The sequence below is a fragment of the Streptomyces toxytricini genome (assembly GCF_014649915.1).
Lineage (GTDB): Bacteria > Actinomycetota > Actinomycetes > Streptomycetales > Streptomycetaceae > Streptomyces > Streptomyces toxytricini.
In genome coordinates this window covers 380,582-399,707 of the sequence record NZ_BMTY01000001.1, presented here as the reverse complement: position 1 = coordinate 399,707, position 19,126 = coordinate 380,582, and the positions used below count along the sequence as shown (strand labels likewise).

Genomic DNA, 19,126 nt, shown 5'->3' with positions numbered 1-19,126 from the left:
CCGACCGCCGCGCGGCGCGGGCAGTGCCCGCCGTACGGCATGATCGAGGGATGTCTGATCGGATCATTGCCGCCTGCGACGGAGCGGCGAAGGGCAACCCGGGACCGGCCGGCTGGGCGTGGGTCATCGCCGACGCGGCGGGCAGCCCGGAGCGCTGGGAGGCCGGCCCGCTGGGCCGGGCCACCAACAACGTGGGGGAACTCACCGCCCTGGCAAGGCTGTTGGAGGCCCTCGAACCGGGGGCGGCCGTCGAGGTGCGGATGGACTCCCAGTACGCCATGAAGGCCGTGACCCAGTGGCTGCCCGGCTGGAAGCGCAACGGCTGGAAGACCGCCGCCGGCAAGCCGGTCGCCAACCGCGAGCTCGTCGAGCGCATCGACGCGCTCCTCACCGGGCGGGACGTGGAGTTCCGCTACGTGCCCGCCCACCGCACGGACGGCGACCGCCTGAACGCCATCGCCGACCAGGCCGCCAGCGACGCCGCCACCACGCAGGAAGCCGCCGGGACCGCGCTCGGCGCCGCCGGGATCCCCGTGCCCGACCCTGCGCGCAGCGCCCCTGCCCGGCGCCCCTCCGCGGCGCCGGCCAAGCGGGCGTCCTCCCCGGGCGGGAAGTCCTCCGGGCGCGGCGGACGCGCCTCGGTCAAGGCGAAGTTCCCCGGCAGCTGCCCGTGCGGCAAGCCGTACGCCTCCGGGGAGGCGATCGCCAAGGTCGGCGCCCGCTGGGGCCACCTGGCCTGCGCCGGAGCCGCCTCCCCGGACCCGGCCGCCCCGTAGCCGACCGCCCCGCACCCGGCGGCCGCCCGGCCCCGCGGCGGGGAGCCGGCGGCCGAAGTCGGCCGCGCGGCTCCCGGAGGCTCACCCGCCGCTGCGGCTCGGCCGCGCCGACGGGGATGCCTCCACGGTCCCCTGCGGCGCCGGCGAGGACACCGGCGGCGCGGGCCTCGAAGCGGACGCCGAGGGGGAGGCGGGCGGCCGCTGCCCCTGTGGCGTCGGCGAGGGGCCGGGGGCCGGTGTGGCCCGGGTCGCGCCGGGCGAGGACGGCTCCGGGGACGGCACCGCCGACGACGCATCGGGGCCGGGCGTGCCGGTCACCGGCCCGGGCGTCATGAACGCGGGCGGCACGGCGGGCGGCTGCGGCCTCACCGGCCCCGGCCCCTGCCCGGACAGCAGGTAGGCCGCGGCAGCGGCGGCCGCCGCCAGCCCGGCCGCCGCCGGCAGGGCGAACCGCCCCCGGTGCTGCGACAGCCACAGCCGCACATCGGCCCCGCGGCCCACAGGCGGACCCGGCGGGTCAGCGGGGCGCAGGTCCCGTACGGTGACCGACGCCGCCCGGGCTCCGAGCGCCCGGCGCAGCCTCCGCTCGACCGGGCGTTCGGCCGGGCGTTCGGCCGGGCGTTCGGCCGGGCGTTCGGCCGGGCGTTCGCCGTACGTCATGTCCGACCCTCCAGGATCCGTTCCAGCGCGTCCAGGGCGCGGCTCGCGTTCGACTTCACGGCGCCCCGGCTGATGCCGAGGGTCGCGGCGATCTCCGCCTCGCTCAGCTCCGCCCAGTAGCGCAGGACGAGGACCTGCCGGCGCCGCGGGGTGAGCCGGGCGAGCGCGGCGAGGACCTCCCGGTGGGCTTCGTCGAGGACGACGTGCTCCTCCGCGGACGGTACGTCCGCCGGGGCCGGCGGTGTCCATGCACGGGCGGTGCGCCGGCGGCGCAGCACGGACCGGGAGGTGTTGACGACGGCGGTGCGCAGGTAGCCCAGGGCGTTGTCGACCTCGGCGATGTCCTCGCCGTGGCGGCGGTACAGGGCGGTGAAGGCGTCCTGGACGACGTCCTCGGCGGTGGCCAGGTCGTCGACGAGCAGCACGGCCAGGCGGACCATGCCCAGCCGGTGCGCGTGGTAGAGCTCGGACACCGTGGGCCGGGGCGCGTTGTCGCCCGGCCCCGGCTCCCCGTCGACGCCTGCGGGCCCGTACCCCCGGCCGGGCGCGGGCGCGTACGGGGCCGTGCCAAGCCGGGCGGCGGCCTGGGGCGGGGACGGTTCGCGGAGCATCAGCAGCGCCCGCAGGCCCCGCCATGCCCGGCGGAGGCCGGGGACGGCGGGGCGTGCGAGCGGTGCGGGCGGTGCGAGGTGGAGCACGGGCGTCCTCAGCCGTTTGCCCGGCGCCGCAGGGCGTAGAGGGTGCCGCCCCCGGCGGCGAGCAGGACGGCCGCCCCCGCACCGACGGCTGCCGTGGCCGTCGAGGATCCGGTCTCGGCGAGCTGGCTGCCGGCCGGCGACGGCGCCGCGGCGGGCCCGCCCTCGCCCCCGTCGGCCCCGTCGGGCGTACCGGGCGCGGCACTCGGGGCGGCGCTGGGCTCGGCGGTCGGCGGGTGGCTGACCGAGGCGCTGGGCCGGGGGCCGGAGGTGGACGGCCGACTCGGAGTGGCGCTGGGGGCCGGGCTCGGGGTGGCGCTCTCCGGCGCGGGGGCCGCCGTAGTGGGCGCGGGCGACGGCGTCGCCGACGCCGCGGGCGCCGCGGAGGCGGGCCCGGCGAGGGCGAGGGCCGCACCGGCGGCCGCGGCAGCGGCAACGGCGGCGGCGGCCGCCCGGCGGACGGGCGCGGAAGGGTGCTTGGCATGGCTCACGGTGGTTCTCCACGGTCGGTCGTCGAGGGCGGGATGACGCCCCTTCACCCCCGCACGACGCGCGACCCCGCCGGAGGTTGCCGCCGCATCCGGAAAAGTTTTCGGAAGCGGCCACGGAGTCGGCGGGCGGCCGGGCAGGCAGGCCGGCAGCGGGCGGCTGCGGCCGCCCGGCGCGGACTCATCCCGTGGGCAGCGGTATCCGGCGGACCACCTCGAAGCTCAGGTTCCCGTACGCCGTGTAGAAGGGCGCTGCCGCGAGCTCGGTCGCCCCGCCCGGGTCGCGGGCCACGACCTTGGCCCGGCGGGCCGTCCGGTCCAGGTCGGGAGCGTGCCGGCGGCCCAGCCGGACGGTGCGGGTGACCCCGGCGGCGCGGACGTTGAGGAAGCAGTCCCAGGTGCCCGGCGGGATCGGCTCGCCGGCGGCGATGCGGGCCAGGTCCACCTCGGCGAGGAACCCGGCACCGTCGCGCTGCGGCGCCTCCTCGGCGGCCTCGGGCACCGGCCGGGGCTCCGCGGGGACGGTGAACTCGCGGCCGGTCTCCCGCTCCCGCAGGATGATTTCGGTCTCCGTGCCGGCAGCGCCGAGCGACGGGATGCCGGCGTGGCCGGCGATCCTGAGGCGGCGCCCCTGCCAGGCCAGCGAGGACAGCTCGTGCTGCGCCTTGACCTGGTCGGTGACGTCGTAGAGCACGTCGGGCAGCCCGGCCGCGGGGTCGCGGAAGAGGGGGAGGCAGCGGTACACCCGGCCGTTCTCGACGAGGTCGCGGGGCGGCGGCTCCTCGGCCGGGTCGTGGTCCATGAGCTGCTCGAAGACGGGCAGCGGGCTGCACACGAACGCGTACAGCCGGATCCAGTCGATCCGCGCGAGTTCGCCGCCCATGTCCGGGGTCCAGTACGCCTCGACCAGCGCCCGCGCCCGTACGTAGACCTCCCGCGTGTACGCCGGGTCGTCGCGGCGTGCCGCGGCGGCCGGCGCCAGGGCGGTGCGCAGCAGGCTGCGGAAGTGGCGGCCGAGCATCCGGCGGCGCCCGACCGGGTCGGTGACCCGGTCGGCGACGAGCGCCATGACGCGCTCGATGTGCGCGACGGTCTCGTGGGCGGTGCGCGTCCGGGAGGTCAGGTTCTGCCCGTCGTCGCGGCGGCGCAGGTAGTAGCAGTCGTAGTCGCCGACGACGGATATGCGGGCGGCGGCCAGGAAGACGGAGGTGACGAAGATCTGGTCCTCGCCGTACCAGAGGTCCTCGGGGTAGCGCAGGCGCTCGTTCTCGATGACCCGCCGGCGCATCAGCTTGGCCGAGTGCAGGGAGCGGTAGACCTCGGAGGTGTACAGGTCCGCCTCGGCGGCGTGCCGGTGGGCCTTGTCGGAGACGGTCCTGCCCAGGCCCACCTGTTTGGCGAGGACGACGTCGCTGCCCTGGGCCTCGGCCATGTCGACCAGGCGCTGCAGGGCTTCCGGCCCGAGGTAGTCGTCGGCGTCGGCGAAGAAGACGTACCGGCCGCGGGCGAGGTCGAGGGCCCGGTTGCGGGGGCCGCCGGGGCCGCCGGAGTTGGGCTGGTGCACCGCCCGGAACTGCGGGTGGCGGGCGGCGTAGCGGTCGAGTTCGGCGCCGCTGCCGTCCGTGGAGCCGTCGTCGACGGCGATGACCTCCAGGCGTTCGGCTCCGATCGTCTGACCCATGACCGATTCGAGGCATTCGCTCAGGTACGGCATCGCGTTGTAGACGGCGATGATCACGGTTACGTCGGGCACGGACTGGCGGTACATGCCCCGAGCATAGGTTCGCCGCCCCGCCGTCCGCGGGGCGGGTCCGGGACCGGGAGGGGAATGGACCGCCTACGCGCCGGCGGGCACGAGGACCACGGCCGTGCCGTACGCGCAGACCTCGGTGCCCACGTCGGCGGCCTCGGTGACGTCGAAGCGCATCATCAGCACGGCGTTCCCGCCGCGGGCCTTGGCGGCCTCGATGAGCCGCTCCATCGCCTGGTTGCGGGTCTCGACCAGCGTCTTCGTCAGGCCCCTCAGCTCGCCGCCGATCATGGACTTCAGTCCTGCGCCGATCTGGCTGCCGAGGTGGCGGGAGCGGACGGTGAGGCCGAACACCTCGCCGATCACGCGCTCGACACGGTAGCCGGGGACGTCGTTGGTCGTGACGACCAGCACGCCGGTCTGGTCGGCGCCGGGGCCGCCGGTGTAGTCGTTGATGCCCATGCCCACCACTGTGGACGGCCCGCCCCTCCCCCGCATCCCCGGTAGGCCCCGCTGTGGGGGCGTTCTTCCCCTATTGAGCATTTCGGGCTAAAAGCCGGTGAGCCACCGGGGCGGCGCGTTCTGCCGCCGCCATAGTCGTCCCTGGCGACCGTCCGGTCGCCGCCCCCGGCCGGCGACGCGTTCGCGACCGGGTGGACGTCTTCGCATGAGGAGCCCGCACATGCAGAAGCCCACCAGGGCCGTCCTCGCTCTCGCCGCCGGAAGCCTGGTGCTCGGCTTCTCCGGCGCGGGCGCCGCCGTCGCCGCCGACGAGCCGGCCCGTCAGGTCGTCCTCCTGGAGCCGAAGGGCGACAAGTCCGGCAAGGAGCACGACAAGCACTACGTTGTCGGCAAGGTCGTGGCCCGCGGCTCGCTGAAGGTCCGCAGCAAGCCGTCCACGCACTCGGACGTCGTCGGCCACGTCAAGGCCGACCACAGGGTCGCGATCGAGTGCAAGGCCCGCGGCGAGAAGGTCGACGGCAACGACCTCTGGTACCGCCTGCACCTCGAGGACGACGACGAGCACGGCAACGGCCGCGAGGACGAGGACCGCGACGAGCGCGACGAGTCCGACGACCGCGACGAGGACGAGGAAGACCAGGACCGCGAGGACCAGGACGACGAGGACACCGGCGACGAGGACTCGGGCGAAGCGGACGAGGACGCCGAAGACGAGGAGGCGGACAACGACGAGGCGGACGACGAGGACGCCGACGAGCGCGCCACCCGGCCCGGCGACCGCACCCGGGACGGCAAGGCCGCCAAGGCCGCCGGCGACCACAAGAAGGCCTGGGTCGCGGCCCGCTACGTCAAGAACCTCGACCGCGTGGAGTGGTGCGGCAACTGACCGCCGGTCAGCTCCCCGGGCGTACGGCGCGCGGCCCCACGCACTGCGCCCCGTACGCCCGGACCCGGGCGCGCAGCTCCCGGTCCGACGTGACGACGATGCAGTCGCGCCCCGCGTACGCGGCGGCCAGCTCCACGATCCGGTCGTCGCCGCTCCCGGGCGCCGCGTCCACCCGTACCCCGGGCACCGACTCGACGCCCTTGGCCGCGCCCTCCACGACGAGGATGACCTCCTCGTCCGCGGAGGGCGCGCGGCGCGCCAGGAGGTCGCGCAGCCGCTCGGCCGCGCCCCTCCTGTCGCGCCACCAGCCGTCCGGCACGGATCCGACGACATTGGCCCCGTCCACGATCAGCACGCTCACGGTCCCAGTATGGCCTCGCGAGCCGCCCGCACGGCCGACTGCCGACGGCCGGGAGCCGGCCTAGAAGTCGCCGTAGTTGACCTGCCAGGTGGGCAGGCCCATCCGCCGCCACAGCGCCACGACGCGGTCGCGGTCGTCCAGCGACACGCGCACCGCGTACCGGTGCCGGACGTGGGCGTCGAACAGCTCGGCCTTCACGACGTCGTCGCGCCGCGTGTCACCGCGCGGCCGCATCCACAGCTCGTCGTACGGCACCCCGTGCGTCGCGAGCCACGCCTCCGTCTGCGGGCGGTGCTCCTCACCCCGGCCGGACAGCAGCACGATCGTGTCGCCCTCCCCGCGCCGGAACGCCTCCAGCGCGTAGCGCACCGGCTCGTTGAGCAGGTCCACCTCACAGCGCGTGAAGTCGTACGGGCTGCGGTCGCCGGTGAGGGCGAGCGTGCCGTCGATGTCGCACATCACCGCGGGCGGCAGTGCCGGATCGGCCGTGTACGGGGTGACGGCCGGCTCGTCGTTCAGCCACTCCGCGGTCAGCCGCCAGCCGCCCTTGCGGCCGCTGGCCAGCTTCAGGGCGAGGCCGCGGATGACCTCCTCGCCGACGGGCCGCTCCCGCCCGGCGTCACGGCGCAGGCACTCCTCGACGGGCACGTGCGTGAAGTCGTGCACCACGAACTCGGCGCGGCCCGCGACCGCCGCCTTGAGCCGCTTCGGTACCCGGGACGTCAGGTGGGTGTTGTCGACGACGACGTCGAAGCCGTCGTCGACGGCGGCGCGGACCGCCGCGTCCTGGACGGCCAGCACCGTCTGCTCGTGGCGGTACGAGCGCCCCCGCTCCGGGTCGGGCAGGTCGAGCATGGCGCGCAGGTCGTCGAGGTTGACGCGGCGCATCCGCCCTGCGGCCTCGGCCTGGAGGGCGCGGGCCGCCGTCGTCTTACCGGAGGCGGGGAGCCCCGTCATGACGTGGACCACGGGGCGGCCGGGCTCGTCGGGTCGTGCGGACACTGGTCAGTTCTCCTCGTCGTGCTTGAACGGGTCGGACGCCTGCGGCCGGATCTGCCGCCATATGAGGAGTCCGGTCGGACGGTCGTCCAGACGCAGGAACAGGGCCGCGCGGATCCCGCCGTCCGGCAGCGCCTTCGCGGCGCGCGCGAACGCGCCCCGGTCGGAGGCGAGGTGGGCCAGCTCGCGGAACGCCTCGTCGACGGCCCTCTCGCGGCGCGCGGCCTCCTCTTCGAGGCGGTCGATGACGCCCCGCACCCATGCGTCGAACTCGTCCGGCACGTGCTCCAGCAGCGCGTCGAGCGGCTTGCCGCCGTGGGCTTCGAAGTCGGCCGCGGTGAGCCCCAGCGTCTGGGTGAGCTGCTTGGCGGGCAGGCCGGCGAACCGCTGCACGCCGTGGGCACGCCAGATGTCCCGCTCGGTGACCCCGGTGAGGACCTTGTGCAGGCGTACGTACTCGGACAGCTTTGCCTTGGCGCGCACCCCCGAGGCGAACCGCAGGACGAAGCCCTCCGCGTCGGTGCCGGTGGCGGTGTCGCCGCCGGGCATCCGGCTCGCGCCGGTGAGCGCCACCAGTTCGTCGAGCGGCATGGCGGGCCACAGGCGGACGACGGATCCCACGCCCTCCCAGTGGCCGGCGGCCTCGGCGAGCGGCACCTCGGTGCCGTCGGCGCCGTACGCGGCGAGGAGGACGAGGTCGCGGCGGTCGCCGTAGTCGACGACGATACGGTTCTGCGGGTACAGGATCTCCGCGAGGTACGTCACCCCGGGCACCAGGCCGGAGGTGTCGCGGCCGTCGAGGCGGCGCTGCGCCCATCGGGCCTGCTCGCTGATGAAGGACCCCTTGGAGGCGACCCGCCAGGCGCCCGCGTAGTGGAAGACCACCGCCAGGCTGCCGTCCACCTTCTCGTACACCTCGAACGGCTCGTCCGGCAGGGCCGGGGCGTACGGCCTGCCGGCCTCGTGCTCGCCGACGTTGAAGAACTTCGGCAGCGGCAGGGCGACGACGGCGCCGGTGGCGTCGTCGGCGACGAGTCCCCGGCAGCGCACGGTCACGTCGTTCCAGGCCTGCTCGTACTGGGCCGTCCGGGTGTAGGTGTAGATGGACAGCGGCAGTTCGGGGTGCCGCTTGCGGCTGACGAGGCCGGATTCGACGGCGGCCGCCAGGTCCTGCTGCGGCAGCAGGTCGTGCAGGGTCAGGTAGGCCTGCGTGTGGCCCATGGGTTCCTCCCGTTTCGAGATGCCTCATTCTCGGGTGCGGGAGGGACCGCCCGGTACCGAATTTGTGCTGGTGGAGGGGTCGCCGCAGCCGGCGGCGACCCCGTGCACGCTATCCGGTGACGCAGAGTTCGTTGCCCTGGGGGTCGGCGAGGGTGGTCCAGGTGAAGGGGCCCTGGCGGCCCTCGTGCAGGCGCACGGCGCCCTTGGCGATCAGCCTCTCGACGACGGCCTGCGGGTCGTCGGGGCCGGTGCGGATGTCGAGGTGGACGCGGTTCTTCACGGTCTTGGGCTCCGGGACGAGCTGGAACAGCACGCGGGGCGCCCGGTCCGCTCCCTCCGGGTGGCGGATCGCGGCGCCGGCCTTCCAGACCAGGGCGCCGCGGTGCGTGGTGGTGTCGTCCTCGCTCGCCTGCCCGGCCTCCACCATGCGGCGGATGAACGCCTCGTCGGTCGGCTCGACCTCCCAGCCGAGGGCGTCGGCCCACCAGTCGGCGAGCACGTGCGGGTCGTTGCTGTCGATGGTCACCTGGAACGTGTAGGTCATGCAGGGACCCTACTGACGGGCGCTGACAATCCGTCGTCCGAACGCGCGGGCGGGAAGGGGTGGCGCATGGACGGGGACGGCCGGCCGGCGGAGCCCGTCGTGCCGCCGCCGCTGCTGCTCGGGCTGACGTTCGTGAGCGGGCTGGTCGACGCGGCCGTCTTCCTGGGCCTGGAGCGGGTGTTCGTCGCCAACATGACCGGCAACACGGCGTTCCTGGCGTTCGCCCTGGCGGGTGCGGACGGGTTGTCGGCGGTGGCGTCGCTGCTGGCGCTCGGCGCCTTCGCGGGCGGGGCCGTGGCCGGCGGGGCGCTCCGCCGGGGCCGGCCCGCCCTACGCGTCTTCGGGCCTCTGGTGTCGGTGCAGGCGCTGCTGGTGGCCGCCGCCCTGGCGGTGTGGGCGGCGGACGGGCCACGGGCGGTGCCCGTGGTGCTGCTGGGGCTGGCGATGGGCGTGCAGAACGCCGTGGTGCACCGGGCGGCCGTGCCCGACCTGCCGACCACGGTCGTCACCAGGGCCCTGGCCGGGCTGGCCGCCGATCCGTGGGGGCGCGGGTCGCTGCGGCGGCTGGGATCGGTGGCGGTGCTGTTCGGCGGGGCGCTGGCCGGGGCGGCTGCGACGCTGCACAGGGGTCCGGGGCCGGCGCTGGCGGCAGCCGTCGGTGTGCTGCTGTGTGTCGCGGCGGGGGGCTTCCTCGCGGCCCGGCCGGCGGGGGCGGGGCGCGCCGGCCGGTAGGGCGGTGGGGTGTCAGTGCCGGGCCGGCCGGTCGGGTCCCGGACGTCCGGAGGCGGGGCGTCCCGAGGCGGGGCCGGCCGGCCGGCGGCGGAGGCCGGTGGCGGCGAGGGCGGCACAGGTCAGCAGCCAGGCCGCGACGGCGATCCACAGCAGCACCGCGCCGAGGGGCCGGAGCCCGGCCACGCCGGTCGCGCCGGCCGCCGAGAGGCAGGCGGCGGCGGTCATGCCGAGCGGGAACACGGTGGCCCAGCGACGGATGTCGTACCGCGGCCGCCACGCGCGGAGCTCGGCGCCGAGGAGGACCGCGTACCAGGCGAGCGACAGGGCGAGGAGGACGAGCGTGGTCCAGCGCAGGGCGGCGTGGGGGCCGCCGGTCCAGGCGGGGGACGCGGTCAGCCGCGAGCCCGCGAGGGCGGAGATGGCGAGCGCCCCGCCGGCGACCCAGTGGTCCCCGGCCCCGCGGAACACCTCGCGCAGGTCGAAGCGGGCGAGGGCCTGCGCGTAGAGGAGCAGTCCGAGGCAGAAGGCGGCCAGTGCCGTCCATGCGAGCCAGTCGAGGCGCCAGGCGTCCGCGAGCATCGCCGACAGCACGGCGAGGCCCTGCGTGGCGACGCAGACGAGGAAGGCGCCGCCCGGCATGCGGCGCTTCCAGTGCCGTTCGACGGCGAGGAGCAGGCCGGGCCACAGCAGCGCCGCGAGCGCGAGGAGTGCGGCCGCGGCGGCCTGCCGCCCCATGAGCGAGAGCCGGCAGCCGAGCACGGTGGTGGCGGCCACGGCCGTCAGCGCGGCGGGGGTGTAGGCCTCGGCGCGGAACCGGCCGCGGTCGCGGACGAGCCGGACCGCGAAGTCGTACGCGAGGACCAGGTACAGGGCGGCGGCGACGGCGAAGAAGGCGAGGGAGAGCGGTTCGCGGCCGAGGAGTGCCAGGCCCGCGGAGATGACGGCCGGGGCCAGCACGGCGGCGCCGGCCGCCGGAGGCAGCTCGGCCGGCCACGGCCGCCCCCGGCGCGAGCGCGTCCCGCCCGCGCCGCTGATGTCAGCCCTCCGGGGCCCGCGCGGCGGTGAGGGTCAGCATCGCCCCTTCGGGGTCGCGGACGGTGACCCACCGTGCGTCGGGGCCGGAGACGATCGTGGAGAGGGTGGTGCCGCCGGCGGCGCCGACGGAGTCGATGGCCTCGTCCAGGTCGCGGACCCGGAAGTAGACGTGCCAGCGGGGCCGGGACTCCGGGACGTGGGCCGTCGCGTCGGTGATGCCGCCGTTGAGGCGGGCGACGGGCTCGCCCGTCTGGCGCAGGACGACCTGGTCGTCCTCGTAGGCGACCTCGCAGCAGCCGGCGCGGCCCGTGGCCCATTCCAGGACCTCGCCGTAGAACATGGCCGCCTCGAAGGCGTCGCGGGTGCGGAGTTCCAGCCAGGCGGGGGCGGGGCCCCGGCCCACGCGCCAGTCGGCGCGGACCCCGCCCTGCCAGATGCCGAAGACTGCGCCCTCCCGGTCGGCGGCCAGCGCGCCGCGGCCGCCGTTGGCGAAGGACACCGGTCCCACCGCGATGGTGCCGCTGCGCTCGCGGATGCGGTCCGTGGCCACGTCGGCGTCCTCGACGGCGAAGTAGGGCGTCCAGGCGGGGGCGACGACGACGTCGCCGCCCATCGCCCCGATCCCGGCGACCGGCACCCCGTCCGCCTCGGCGACGGTGAACGTGTCGCCGAGGCGGGCGGTCCGGAACTTCCAGCCGAGCACGGTGCCGTAGAACTCCTGCGCCTGCTGGAGGTCGCGGGCCATGAGGCTCACCCAGCACGGGGCGCCGAAGACCTCCCTCGTAGAAATCTCCACGGTTCACGCTCCGTCCTTGTCCCGCTCATCCTCACCTCGGGGCCGGTGGCCCGCACCTCGGGCCGGGCCCGGGCGGCCGTACGGGCGCCCGGGCTCCGACCGGCGCCTCAGGCGGCGGGGCCGTGGGCGGTGATGAGGTCGAGCAGCGCCGGCATGCCGCCTTCGGCGAGGGCCCGGCGCTGGCGGTCCGCCGGGGTGCCCTGCTGGAGCAGCCGGTGCAGCAGGCCGCTGACCTCGCGCAGGTCGCCGGCGTCCTCCAGGGCGGGGGTGATGTGCTGCAGCATCATGCACAGGACGTCGCCGGCGCTGTGCCGCCGCCCGTCCGGGTCCATCAGGGTGCCGCCGAGGCCGTGCCGGGCGGCGTGCCACATGGACGCCTGGAGCAGCTCCTGCGCGCACTGGGGCTGCGGGGCACCGGCCTTCTCCTCCGCGATCGCGGTGGTGACCAGGGCCCGGACGATGCCGGCGAGGAGGACCGCGTCGACCGCGTCGATCTGCACGTCCAGGCACCTCACCTCCACGGTGGGGTAGCGCTCGGACAGCCTGGCGTGCCAGTACAGCTGTCCCCGGTCGGCGATGACGCCGGCTTCCTGGAGTGCGTCGACGCGCTGCTCGTAGTCGGCGAGGGTGGGGAAGTAGGGCGGCGGCCCCGCCACCGGCCAGCGGCCGAAGACGAGGGTGCGCCAGCTGGCGAAGCCCGTGTCGCGGCCGTCCCAGATGGGGGAGTTCGCCGACATGGCCAGCAGCGTGGGCAGCCAGCCCCGCAGCCGGTTGATGACGGCGAGCCCGGTCTCCCGGTCGGGGACGCCGACGTGGACGTGCATGCCGTTGATCAGCTGCTCGTCGACCAGGCGCCGGGCCTCCTCGCGCATCTTGAGGTAGCGCGCCTCCTGGGTGATGGCGGGCGGTACGCCGTCGCGCAGCGGCGCGGTGGCGGAGGTGGCGAGCCGGCAGCCGAGCTCCTCGGCCGCGGAACCCACCGCATGCCGCAGCCGCAGCAGGTGGCCGCCCACCTCTTCCAGGTCGCTGCACACGGGGGTGGCGACCTCGACCTGCGCCTGGAGCAGCTCGTGCTGCACCTCGCCCTCGTCGACCATCGACGCGAGGCCCGCTCCGACGCGGACGTCCTCGGCCCGCGCCACGGGAAGGCGCGTGAGCGGATCGAGCAGGACGTACTCTTCCTCAACCCCGACGGTTGCCATGTCCCCCGAACTCCTCGACGAGCGCGGCACAGAAGGCGTCCAGGTCGGCCGGCTTGCGGCTGGTGACCAGGGGGGAGGGCGCCGCCCGGCAGACGTGGACCTCCTCGTCCACCCAGGTGCCGCCCGCGTTGCGGATGTCGGTGGCCAGACTCGGCCAGGAGGTCAGGATACGCCCGCTCACGGCGCCCGCCTCCACGAGCGTCCAGGGGGCGTGGCAGATCGCGGCGACGGGCTTGCCGGCGTCGACGAAGTGGCGGACGAACTCGACGGCTCCCCCGTGCATGCGGAGGGCGTCCGGATTGGCGACGCCGCCGGGCAGGACGAGGGCGTCGAAGCCGGCGGCGAGGGCGGCCGGGCTGCTGTCGCCGTCGCCGCCTTCGGCCTCGCCGACGACGTCGTCGACGCTGTGGCGGCCCGCCTTGTCGAGGTGCCGGTACGCGCGCACGTCCCCCGGCTCCGTCGAGACCAGCCGCGGGATCCACCCGGCCTCGAGCACCGCCTTCCAGGGCTGGGTGAGTTCGATCTCCTCGACCCCTTCGGGCGCGGTCAGAAACGCGATGCGCACCAGGCTCACTCCTTCGGTCCGTGCCCGGGAGGCCTGTGCCTCCTCGGCGGGCGCCGTGCGTCTGCCCTGGCGCACCTGTCTCAAGCATGGCAGGAACGGCAGCATCCGGAATTGAACCTTCCGGCAGGTCGGGGCTTCGTTCGGGCGAATCCGGCCGCGGGCGCGTGGGGGGCACGGCCCGGCGTGGGACCTCGTAGGGCAGGCGGCCCCGGCGGCCGTGGGCAGAGGGGGTGCGCTCAGGTGGAGAGGCGATCCGGGACGCGGACGCGCGTCCGGGCGGGTGCGCGCCGGCCGGACGCACGACGGACCGGCGGGAAGGGCGTGCCGCCGCGCGTGTCGCCCGCGCTGCGCACCGCGTCGGAGTACGCCTGGCGGCTGCTGGTGGTGGGCGCGGCGGTCTACGCCGCGTTCACGGTGCTGGGCAGGTTCCACGAGGTTGCGGTGGCCGTGTTCCTCGGGCTGGTCGGAACCGCCCTGCTGCGGCCCGCCGCCGACCGGCTGAACCGGTGGATGCCGCGCCCCGCGGCCGTGGCCTGCGCGCTCGTCGGAAGTGCGGCGGTCCTGCTGGGCGTGCTCGCGTTCGTCGGCGAGACCGTCGCCGCGGGGTGGTCCTCCCTGGTCGCCGAGTTCCGCGACGGCGTGGACCGGCTGCTGCCGTACCTCCAGCGGCCTCCGCTGAACCTGGACCCCGAGGCGCTGACCGGCTTGCGGGAGCGGATCGGCGCGTACCTCTCCGGCCACCGCGAGGCGCTGCTCGCCACGGCGCTGAGCGGCGCCGGGCGGCTGGTGCAGGTGCTGGCCGTCGCAGCGCTCGGCCTGTTCTGCGCGATCTTCTTCATCGCCTCCGGCGACCGCCACTGGCGCTGGCTGTGCGAGCAGTTCCCGCCGCGCGCCGCCGAGCGCGTGGCGGTCGCGGGCCGGGCGGCGTGGCGCACCTTCACCGGGTACACGCACGGGATCGTGCTGGTGGCCGCGACGAACGCGGTGCTGGTGGGCGTCGCGCTGTACGCGCTCGGCGTACCGCTGGCGGTTCCGCTCGCGCTGCTGGAGTTCGCCGCCGCGTTCGTACCGCTGATCGGCTCCCCACTCGCCCTCGCCGTGGCCGTGGTCGTGGCACTGGCCTCGAAGGGTCCGCTGGTTGCGGGGCTGGTGGTGGTGCTGATCGTGGTCATCGGGCAACTGGAGGGGCATGTGCTGCATCCGCTGCTGATGAGCTGGGCGGTGCGGCTGCACCCGCTGGTCGTGGCCGTCTCGGTGGTAGCGGGGGCCATCGCGGCGGGCGTCGTGGGGGCCGTGGTGGCGGTGCCCCTGGTGTCGGTCGTCTGGGCCGCCCGCCAGGCGCTGCGCTCGCCTTCCGCGGGACGCTGACCGGTGCGCGGTGGGTGGTTTGCGAGAGTGCATTCCGCTTCGGGCCGGTGTGCTCGGGGTATATATCCCGGGACAGCTCACGAGACGGCCTACCCGCATCGCCCGTTGCGGCGCGACCGCCCGTCGGAGGAGCGAGAATGCACAGCACCGAGGTCACCGAAGGCATCCCGCAGGACACGCTGGGCGTCAGTACCGGCGAGGCCCGTACCCTGTCGGAGACCCTGTTCCGCAGGCTGCGGGCGCTCGACGAGGGGAGCGCCGCGTATTCGTACGTGCGCAACACGCTCGTCGAACTCAACCTGAGCCTGGTGAAGTACGCCGCCCGCCGCTTCCGCGGGCGCAGCGAGCCGATGGAGGACATCGTCCAGGTCGGCACGATCGGCCTGATCAAGGCGATCAACCGGTTCGACCCGGAGCGCGGGGTCGAGTTCACGACGTTCGCGCTGCCCACGATCACCGGCGAGATGAAGCGGTTCTTCCGCGACACGAGCTGGGCCGTCCGGGTGCCCCGCCGGCTCCAGGAGCTGCGGATCGACACCGCGAAGGCGCACGACGCGCTGGAGCAGGAGCTGGGCCGCGAGCCCACGGACGCGGAGATCGCCGAGCACCTGCACGTTTCGGAAGAGGAGTTCGCGGAGGGCCTGAAGGCCTCGCACGCCTACTCGGCGCGCTCCCTGGACGTGCCGGAGCGTGAGGAGGGCGAGCGCCGTGCCCACGTCGGACACCGGGCCGCGATCGGCGAGGACGAGGCCGCGTACGACCGGATCGAGTGCCTGGAGTCGCTCAAGCCGATCCTTGAGACGCTGCCCCCGCGCGAGCGGACGCTGCTGTCGCTGCGCTTCGGGGACGAGCTGACCCAGTCGGAGATCGGCGAGCGGCTGGGCCTGTCGCAGATGCACGTCTCGCGGCTGCTGAGCCGCACCCTGGCCAAGCTGCGGGCCGGGCTCCTGGAAGAGGACTCGTAACCGGACTGTGCCGGCGGACCACCCGGGCCCCGTGGCGCGGCTCGTCACGGTGCGGCTCGTCACGCCGGGGGCGAGGGGGCCGCCACCTCGGCCCACACGGTCTTTCCGACGCGTCCGTCGGGGTAGGCCTCCCAGCCCCAGCTGCGGGCCAGGCGGTCGACGACCAGCAGGCCGTGGCCGCCGGGGAGCGCGGGGTTGGTGTTCGATCGGCGGCGGGGGTGCTCGGGGCTCCCGTCGCCGACCTCCACGCGCAGCAGGCCGTCCGAGTGGCGCAGGACGAAGTCCTGGGGGCCGCCCGCGTGCAGGCAGGCGTTGCCGACCAGCTCGGACACCATGAGCAGCACGTCCTCGACGGCCGCCACCCAGTCGTCCGGGGCCGCTGCGGGACTTACGCCGTTCAGGTGGTGCCCTGCGGCGCCCGGAGCCGTCACGGGGGCGGCGGGCGGGATCAGCCAGTGCCAGTCGGCGAGCGCCTGCCGGGTGAAGTCGCGGCACCGGGCGACGATTCCCGCGGTGCCTGCGCCGAGGGACAGCCTGCGGACGTCCTCGCTCATGGGCCCTCCCCTGCCGCGCCGGCGGCTACCGCATCCGCCGCGGTCGCATCGAACGAGAACCGCCGCACCATCGTGCTCTGTCTCCTGCCTGCCCTCGGGGCTGCCCAAGCCCGCATACCCGGCCCGGGGGAGAAAATTCACCGGGTCAACGACATCCGGGGCTCCCCGTCCGAACCCGCCTGAACACCCCGCGCGGGGCTGCCACCGCGCCGACCTGCGCGTCCCGACGCCATTGTGACCCCCGACGCGGCTCCGCGCCGGGACTCATCCGGCCCGGACCGGGCCGCCCCCTTCCCTCGCCACCCCGTCCGCGCCTCCTGCGGCCGGCCGGGGGCACAGGGCGGCCAGGCGCCGCAGGGCCGCACGCCGCTGTACGAGGGACAGGCCGGCGACGGCGGCCCCCAGCCCGAGCCAGCCGGCGGGCCCCGCGGCCATGACCGCCCCGGTCAGCAGCAGCGGGCCGACGGCCTTCTGGACCGACGGGGAGATCCCCGCGACGCCCAGGTACGAGGCGCGCGCCTCCCGGGGCGCGAGGGATACTGCGAGCTCCCACGAGGTCACCGAGCGCACCAGCTCGGCGGCGGTGACGAGCACGGCCGCCGCCATGAGGGCCGCCGAGGCGGCCCAGGCACCGCGGGCCGGCGTGAGGGCGAGCAGGACGCAGGCGCCGAGCACGGCGAGCCCGTACCAGCCGGCGGCCCGCGCGGCCTGCTCCGGCTGGTGGACCCGGGCGGAGACGGCCAGCTGGAGCAGCACGGTGAGGACGGTGTTGACCGCGAGGACGGCCGGCACGAGCGCGTGAGGCGCGTCGGTGTGGTGGATCAGCCACAGCGGCAGCCCGACGTTGAGGAGGGAGTCGTCGAGGTTCATGGGAATGTCCAACACCACGAACCGCAGGTAGCCCCTGTCCCGCCACGGACTTCCGCCGACCCGGTCCGCGGCCGCACCGGCCGGGGGAGCCTCCTCCCCCGCCGGGGCGACGAGACGCCCGTGCCCGCGGGGCTCGCGCGTGCGCCCGACGAGCAGCGCCGCGACGAGGAAGGACAGGGCGTTGCCGAGGATGAGCACCTCGTACGCGCCGCGGGTGCCCACGGCCAGCCCGAGGGCGGCGATGCCGGCACCGATGGCGTATCCGGCGTTGGCGGCGCTGCGCGACAGCGCCAGGTAGGTGCCGCGCCGCTCGCCGGCGACGCGGGTGGCGAAGAGCATCTCCAGGGTCTTGGCCGCACGGTCGCCCAGCTGGGTGAGGGCGACGAGCAGCAGCAGGACCTCGTACCGGGTGGTCGCGAGCAACGCACACAGCGCGAGCAGCCGCACGACGTGACAGGCGATGAGCATGGGGCGGACGGCGAACCGGTCGGCGAGGTGCCCGGCGAGCGGCGACCCGGCGATCCCTGCCACGGCGCCCGCCCCGACCATGAGCCCCAGCCGCCCCGCGTCGAGCCCGATGACGAACGTGAAGTAGAGAACGGACGAGGCGGCCCACACCCCGGTCCCGACCCGGTCGAGCAGCTGCGCAAGCAGCATGATCCGCGCGTCGCGCCCCCCGGGCGGCCGCCGCACCTGCGCCATCAACCCACCCGAACGCCCCCGACCCTGCATGCCAAGCCTCCGCTCCCCCAAAAAAACTATCTCGACATCGAGATACTTCGCGACAGCCTGCCGCGCATTAATCTCGACGTCAAGATACTTTCGGGCTGAGGCCCCCAGGGCCCCGAAGCGCAACCTCCGGACGGGCCGGAAATCCAGCCGACACTTGAGGAGCCCATTCCGCCCCGCCGACGCTTGAGAACGCCAGTCCAGCCCTGTCGGCGCCTGAGGCGCCCATCCAGCCCCGCCAGCGTTTGAGACGCCAGTCCAGCCCTGCCGGTGCCTGAAACACCAACCCAGCCCCGCTGGCGCCTGACGAACCCAGCCCGTCGGCGCCTGAGGCGCCGATCCAGCCCCGCCGGCGTTTGAGGCGCGGGGGTACGGGGGCGGAGCCCCCGCAACGGGCCCGGGCGGAGCCCGGTTTCGGGAAGGGGCGGGGAGGGGAACGGCCCCGCGCAGCGGCACACACACGCCACCCCGACGGCCCGGCAGCCCGCGACAGCGTCAAACCCCGCGGCCCGGCAACCCGGCAACCCGGGGCAACCCACCGGCGCTACCCTGGACCCCGTACGCCCCGCAGGGCCCCATACACCCCTCGCAGGAGGAACCATGACCGAGCGCAAGCCCCCGGGCGTCGACTTCGAGTCATGGGTGGACCGCCAGATCCGCGAAGCCACAGCCCGCGGCGATTTCGCCCACCTGGAAGGCTTCGGCAAACCGCTGCCCTCCCTGGACGCCCCGTACGACGAAACGTGGTGGATCCGCCAGAAGGTGCACCGCGAGGGCTTCGCGGCCCTCCCCCCGTCCCTCGCCCTGCGCAAGGAGGCGGAGGACGCGATGGAGGAGGTCCGCGAGGCCCGCTCGGAGCGCCGCGTCAGGGAGATCCTCACCGCGGTCAACGACAAGATCGCCGCTGCCCTGCGGATGCCTCCGCCCGGCCCGCCCCTCCGGCTCGCCCCGTTCGACGTCGACGAGGTCGTCGCGACCTGGCGCGCCGCTCGCGGCGGCGGCAGCGACAGCGCCGACACGGGCCCGAACGCCCTTTGAGCGCACCGCCGCGCGCCCCCCGGCTGCCGCCGTGGAAACGTCACCGCCCGACGTGCCCGTCCGCCGCTCCCGGCCCACACCCGGCGACAGTGCTACAAATGGTCTCGTGACCCAGCCTTGCAACCCGTGCCGGGGACATCGGTGCGGTCACTGAGCGGGAAGCGCCCGCGGAGCGTCGCCACACAGGTATTCGTCCTCCAGGTGGCGATCGTGGTGCTGCTCGCCGCCGGGGCCGTGCTGGCGCTGGTGCTGCAGTCCCGCAGTGACGTCGAGCGCGAGGCCCGCAACCGGTCGGTGTCCGTCGCCGAAACCTTTGCGCACTCGCTCGGGCTGCACGAAGCCCTGCAGTCCCCGAACCCGTCGGCGATCCTGCAGCCGCTCACGGAGGAGACCCGCAAGGCGGCGGGCGTCGACTTCATCGTCGTGATGG

Annotated in this window: 21 protein-coding genes and 1 pseudogene; 7 read left to right on the top strand and 15 right to left on the bottom strand. The window is 75.2% G+C overall.

Translation table 11 applies throughout. The features are described from left to right. Positions 1-50 precede the first annotated feature (50 nt). A complete protein-coding gene (locus IE170_RS01700) occupies positions 51-776 on the top strand; it encodes a ribonuclease H family protein (protein WP_189807475.1) in 726 nt (241 codons plus the stop codon). Positions 777-857: 81 nt separating this feature from the next. Here IE170_RS01700 and IE170_RS01695 read toward each other — a convergent pair whose 3' ends face one another. The 5 genes from IE170_RS01695 to IE170_RS01675 all read right to left on the bottom strand — a co-directional run bounded on the left by IE170_RS01695 (position 858) and on the right by IE170_RS01675 (position 4,831). Beyond that, positions 858-1,436 carry a hypothetical protein gene (locus tag IE170_RS01695; RefSeq protein WP_189807474.1) on the bottom strand — a complete coding sequence of 193 codons (579 nt, stop codon included), beginning with the start codon at positions 1,434-1,436 and terminating at the stop codon, positions 858-860. Beyond that, a complete protein-coding gene (locus IE170_RS01690; RefSeq protein ID WP_229884550.1) occupies positions 1,433-2,134 on the bottom strand; it encodes an RNA polymerase sigma factor in 702 nt (233 codons plus the stop codon). Before IE170_RS01690 ends, IE170_RS01695 begins: the two co-directional genes overlap by 4 nt. A gap of 8 nt (positions 2,135-2,142) precedes the next feature. Then, positions 2,143-2,622: an LAETG motif-containing sortase-dependent surface protein gene (locus tag IE170_RS01685; protein WP_189807473.1), complete on the bottom strand. Its 480-nt coding sequence runs from the start codon at positions 2,620-2,622 to the stop codon at positions 2,143-2,145. 178 nt (positions 2,623-2,800) lie between these two features. Then, positions 2,801-4,387 (bottom strand): glycosyltransferase family 2 protein, encoded by a 1,587-nt coding sequence (locus IE170_RS01680; protein WP_189807472.1) that lies wholly within the window; start codon positions 4,385-4,387, stop codon positions 2,801-2,803. Positions 4,388-4,456: 69 nt separating this feature from the next. Next, on the bottom strand, positions 4,457-4,831 hold the full coding sequence (locus tag IE170_RS01675; protein WP_189807471.1) for a YbjQ family protein: 375 nt from the start codon (positions 4,829-4,831) through the stop codon (positions 4,457-4,459). A gap of 220 nt (positions 4,832-5,051) precedes the next feature. Between IE170_RS01675 and IE170_RS01670 the strand changes: the two genes are divergently transcribed. After that, positions 5,052-5,717 carry an SH3 domain-containing protein gene (locus IE170_RS01670; protein ID WP_189807470.1) on the top strand — a complete coding sequence of 222 codons (666 nt, stop codon included), beginning with the start codon at positions 5,052-5,054 and terminating at the stop codon, positions 5,715-5,717. A 7-nt stretch (positions 5,718-5,724) separates the two neighbouring features. Here IE170_RS01670 and IE170_RS01665 read toward each other — a convergent pair whose 3' ends face one another. From IE170_RS01665 to IE170_RS01650, 4 genes are all read right to left on the bottom strand, one after another. Continuing rightward, positions 5,725-6,078: an NYN domain-containing protein gene (locus tag IE170_RS01665; protein WP_189807469.1), complete on the bottom strand. Its 354-nt coding sequence runs from the start codon at positions 6,076-6,078 to the stop codon at positions 5,725-5,727. Between the two features lie 60 nt (positions 6,079-6,138). Next, positions 6,139-7,080 carry a phosphatase domain-containing protein gene (locus tag IE170_RS01660; RefSeq protein ID WP_229884549.1) on the bottom strand — a complete coding sequence of 314 codons (942 nt, stop codon included), beginning with the start codon at positions 7,078-7,080 and terminating at the stop codon, positions 6,139-6,141. 3 nt (positions 7,081-7,083) lie between these two features. Next, on the bottom strand, positions 7,084-8,298 hold the full coding sequence (locus IE170_RS01655) for an RNA ligase (RefSeq protein ID WP_189807468.1): 1,215 nt from the start codon (positions 8,296-8,298) through the stop codon (positions 7,084-7,086). A 109-nt stretch (positions 8,299-8,407) separates the two neighbouring features. Continuing rightward, entirely contained in the window at positions 8,408-8,842 is a 435-nt protein-coding gene (locus IE170_RS01650) for a VOC family protein (protein WP_189807467.1), read from the bottom strand. Between the two features lie 66 nt (positions 8,843-8,908). Between IE170_RS01650 and IE170_RS01645 the strand changes: the two genes are divergently transcribed. Continuing rightward, complete coding sequence (locus IE170_RS01645) at positions 8,909-9,574, top strand: YoaK family protein (RefSeq protein WP_189807466.1); 666 nt, start codon at positions 8,909-8,911, stop codon at positions 9,572-9,574. A gap of 12 nt (positions 9,575-9,586) precedes the next feature. Here the strand turns inward: IE170_RS01645 and IE170_RS01640 are convergent, their stop codons facing one another. The 4 genes from IE170_RS01640 to IE170_RS01625 all read right to left on the bottom strand — a co-directional run bounded on the left by IE170_RS01640 (position 9,587) and on the right by IE170_RS01625 (position 13,172). After that, positions 9,587-10,531: a tellurite resistance/C4-dicarboxylate transporter family protein gene (locus tag IE170_RS01640; RefSeq protein ID WP_373298934.1), complete on the bottom strand. Its 945-nt coding sequence runs from the start codon at positions 10,529-10,531 to the stop codon at positions 9,587-9,589. A 79-nt stretch (positions 10,532-10,610) separates the two neighbouring features. Beyond that, entirely contained in the window at positions 10,611-11,354 is a 744-nt protein-coding gene (locus IE170_RS01635; RefSeq protein ID WP_189807600.1) for a VOC family protein, read from the bottom strand. Between the two features lie 158 nt (positions 11,355-11,512). Further along, positions 11,513-12,607 (bottom strand): carboxylate-amine ligase, encoded by a 1,095-nt coding sequence (locus IE170_RS01630; RefSeq protein WP_189807465.1) that lies wholly within the window; start codon positions 12,605-12,607, stop codon positions 11,513-11,515. Then, entirely contained in the window at positions 12,588-13,172 is a 585-nt protein-coding gene (locus IE170_RS01625; protein WP_189807464.1) for a type 1 glutamine amidotransferase domain-containing protein, read from the bottom strand. The genes IE170_RS01630 and IE170_RS01625 overlap by 20 nt, the downstream gene beginning before the upstream one ends. Positions 13,173-13,493: 321 nt before the next feature. On the opposite strand from IE170_RS01625, the gene IE170_RS01620 reads away from it, so the two are divergent. Beyond that, on the top strand, positions 13,494-14,540 hold the full coding sequence (locus IE170_RS01620) for an AI-2E family transporter (protein ID WP_229884548.1): 1,047 nt from the start codon (positions 13,494-13,496) through the stop codon (positions 14,538-14,540). A 137-nt stretch (positions 14,541-14,677) separates the two neighbouring features. Continuing rightward, the gene (locus IE170_RS01615; RefSeq protein ID WP_189807463.1) at positions 14,678-15,505 is read left to right on the top strand and encodes a SigB/SigF/SigG family RNA polymerase sigma factor; all 828 of its coding nucleotides are present in this window, start codon (positions 14,678-14,680) and stop codon (positions 15,503-15,505) included. 59 nt (positions 15,506-15,564) lie between these two features. Here IE170_RS01615 and IE170_RS01610 read toward each other — a convergent pair whose 3' ends face one another. Both IE170_RS01610 and IE170_RS01605 read right to left on the bottom strand, forming a co-directional pair. Beyond that, positions 15,565-16,059, bottom strand: coding sequence for an ATP-binding protein (locus IE170_RS01610; protein ID WP_189807462.1), 495 nt, complete (start codon positions 16,057-16,059; stop codon positions 15,565-15,567). Positions 16,060-16,323: 264 nt separating this feature from the next. Further along, on the bottom strand, positions 16,324-17,661 hold the full coding sequence (locus IE170_RS01605; protein WP_189807461.1) for an MFS transporter: 1,338 nt from the start codon (positions 17,659-17,661) through the stop codon (positions 16,324-16,326). A gap of 597 nt (positions 17,662-18,258) precedes the next feature. On the opposite strand from IE170_RS01605, the gene IE170_RS01600 reads away from it, so the two are divergent. Both IE170_RS01600 and IE170_RS32360 read left to right on the top strand, forming a co-directional pair. Next, positions 18,259-18,696 carry a DnaJ family domain-containing protein gene (locus IE170_RS01600; RefSeq protein WP_189807460.1) on the top strand — a complete coding sequence of 146 codons (438 nt, stop codon included), beginning with the start codon at positions 18,259-18,261 and terminating at the stop codon, positions 18,694-18,696. 126 nt (positions 18,697-18,822) lie between these two features. After that, positions 18,823-19,126, top strand: a pseudogene (locus IE170_RS32360) (histidine kinase); the annotation flags it as partial.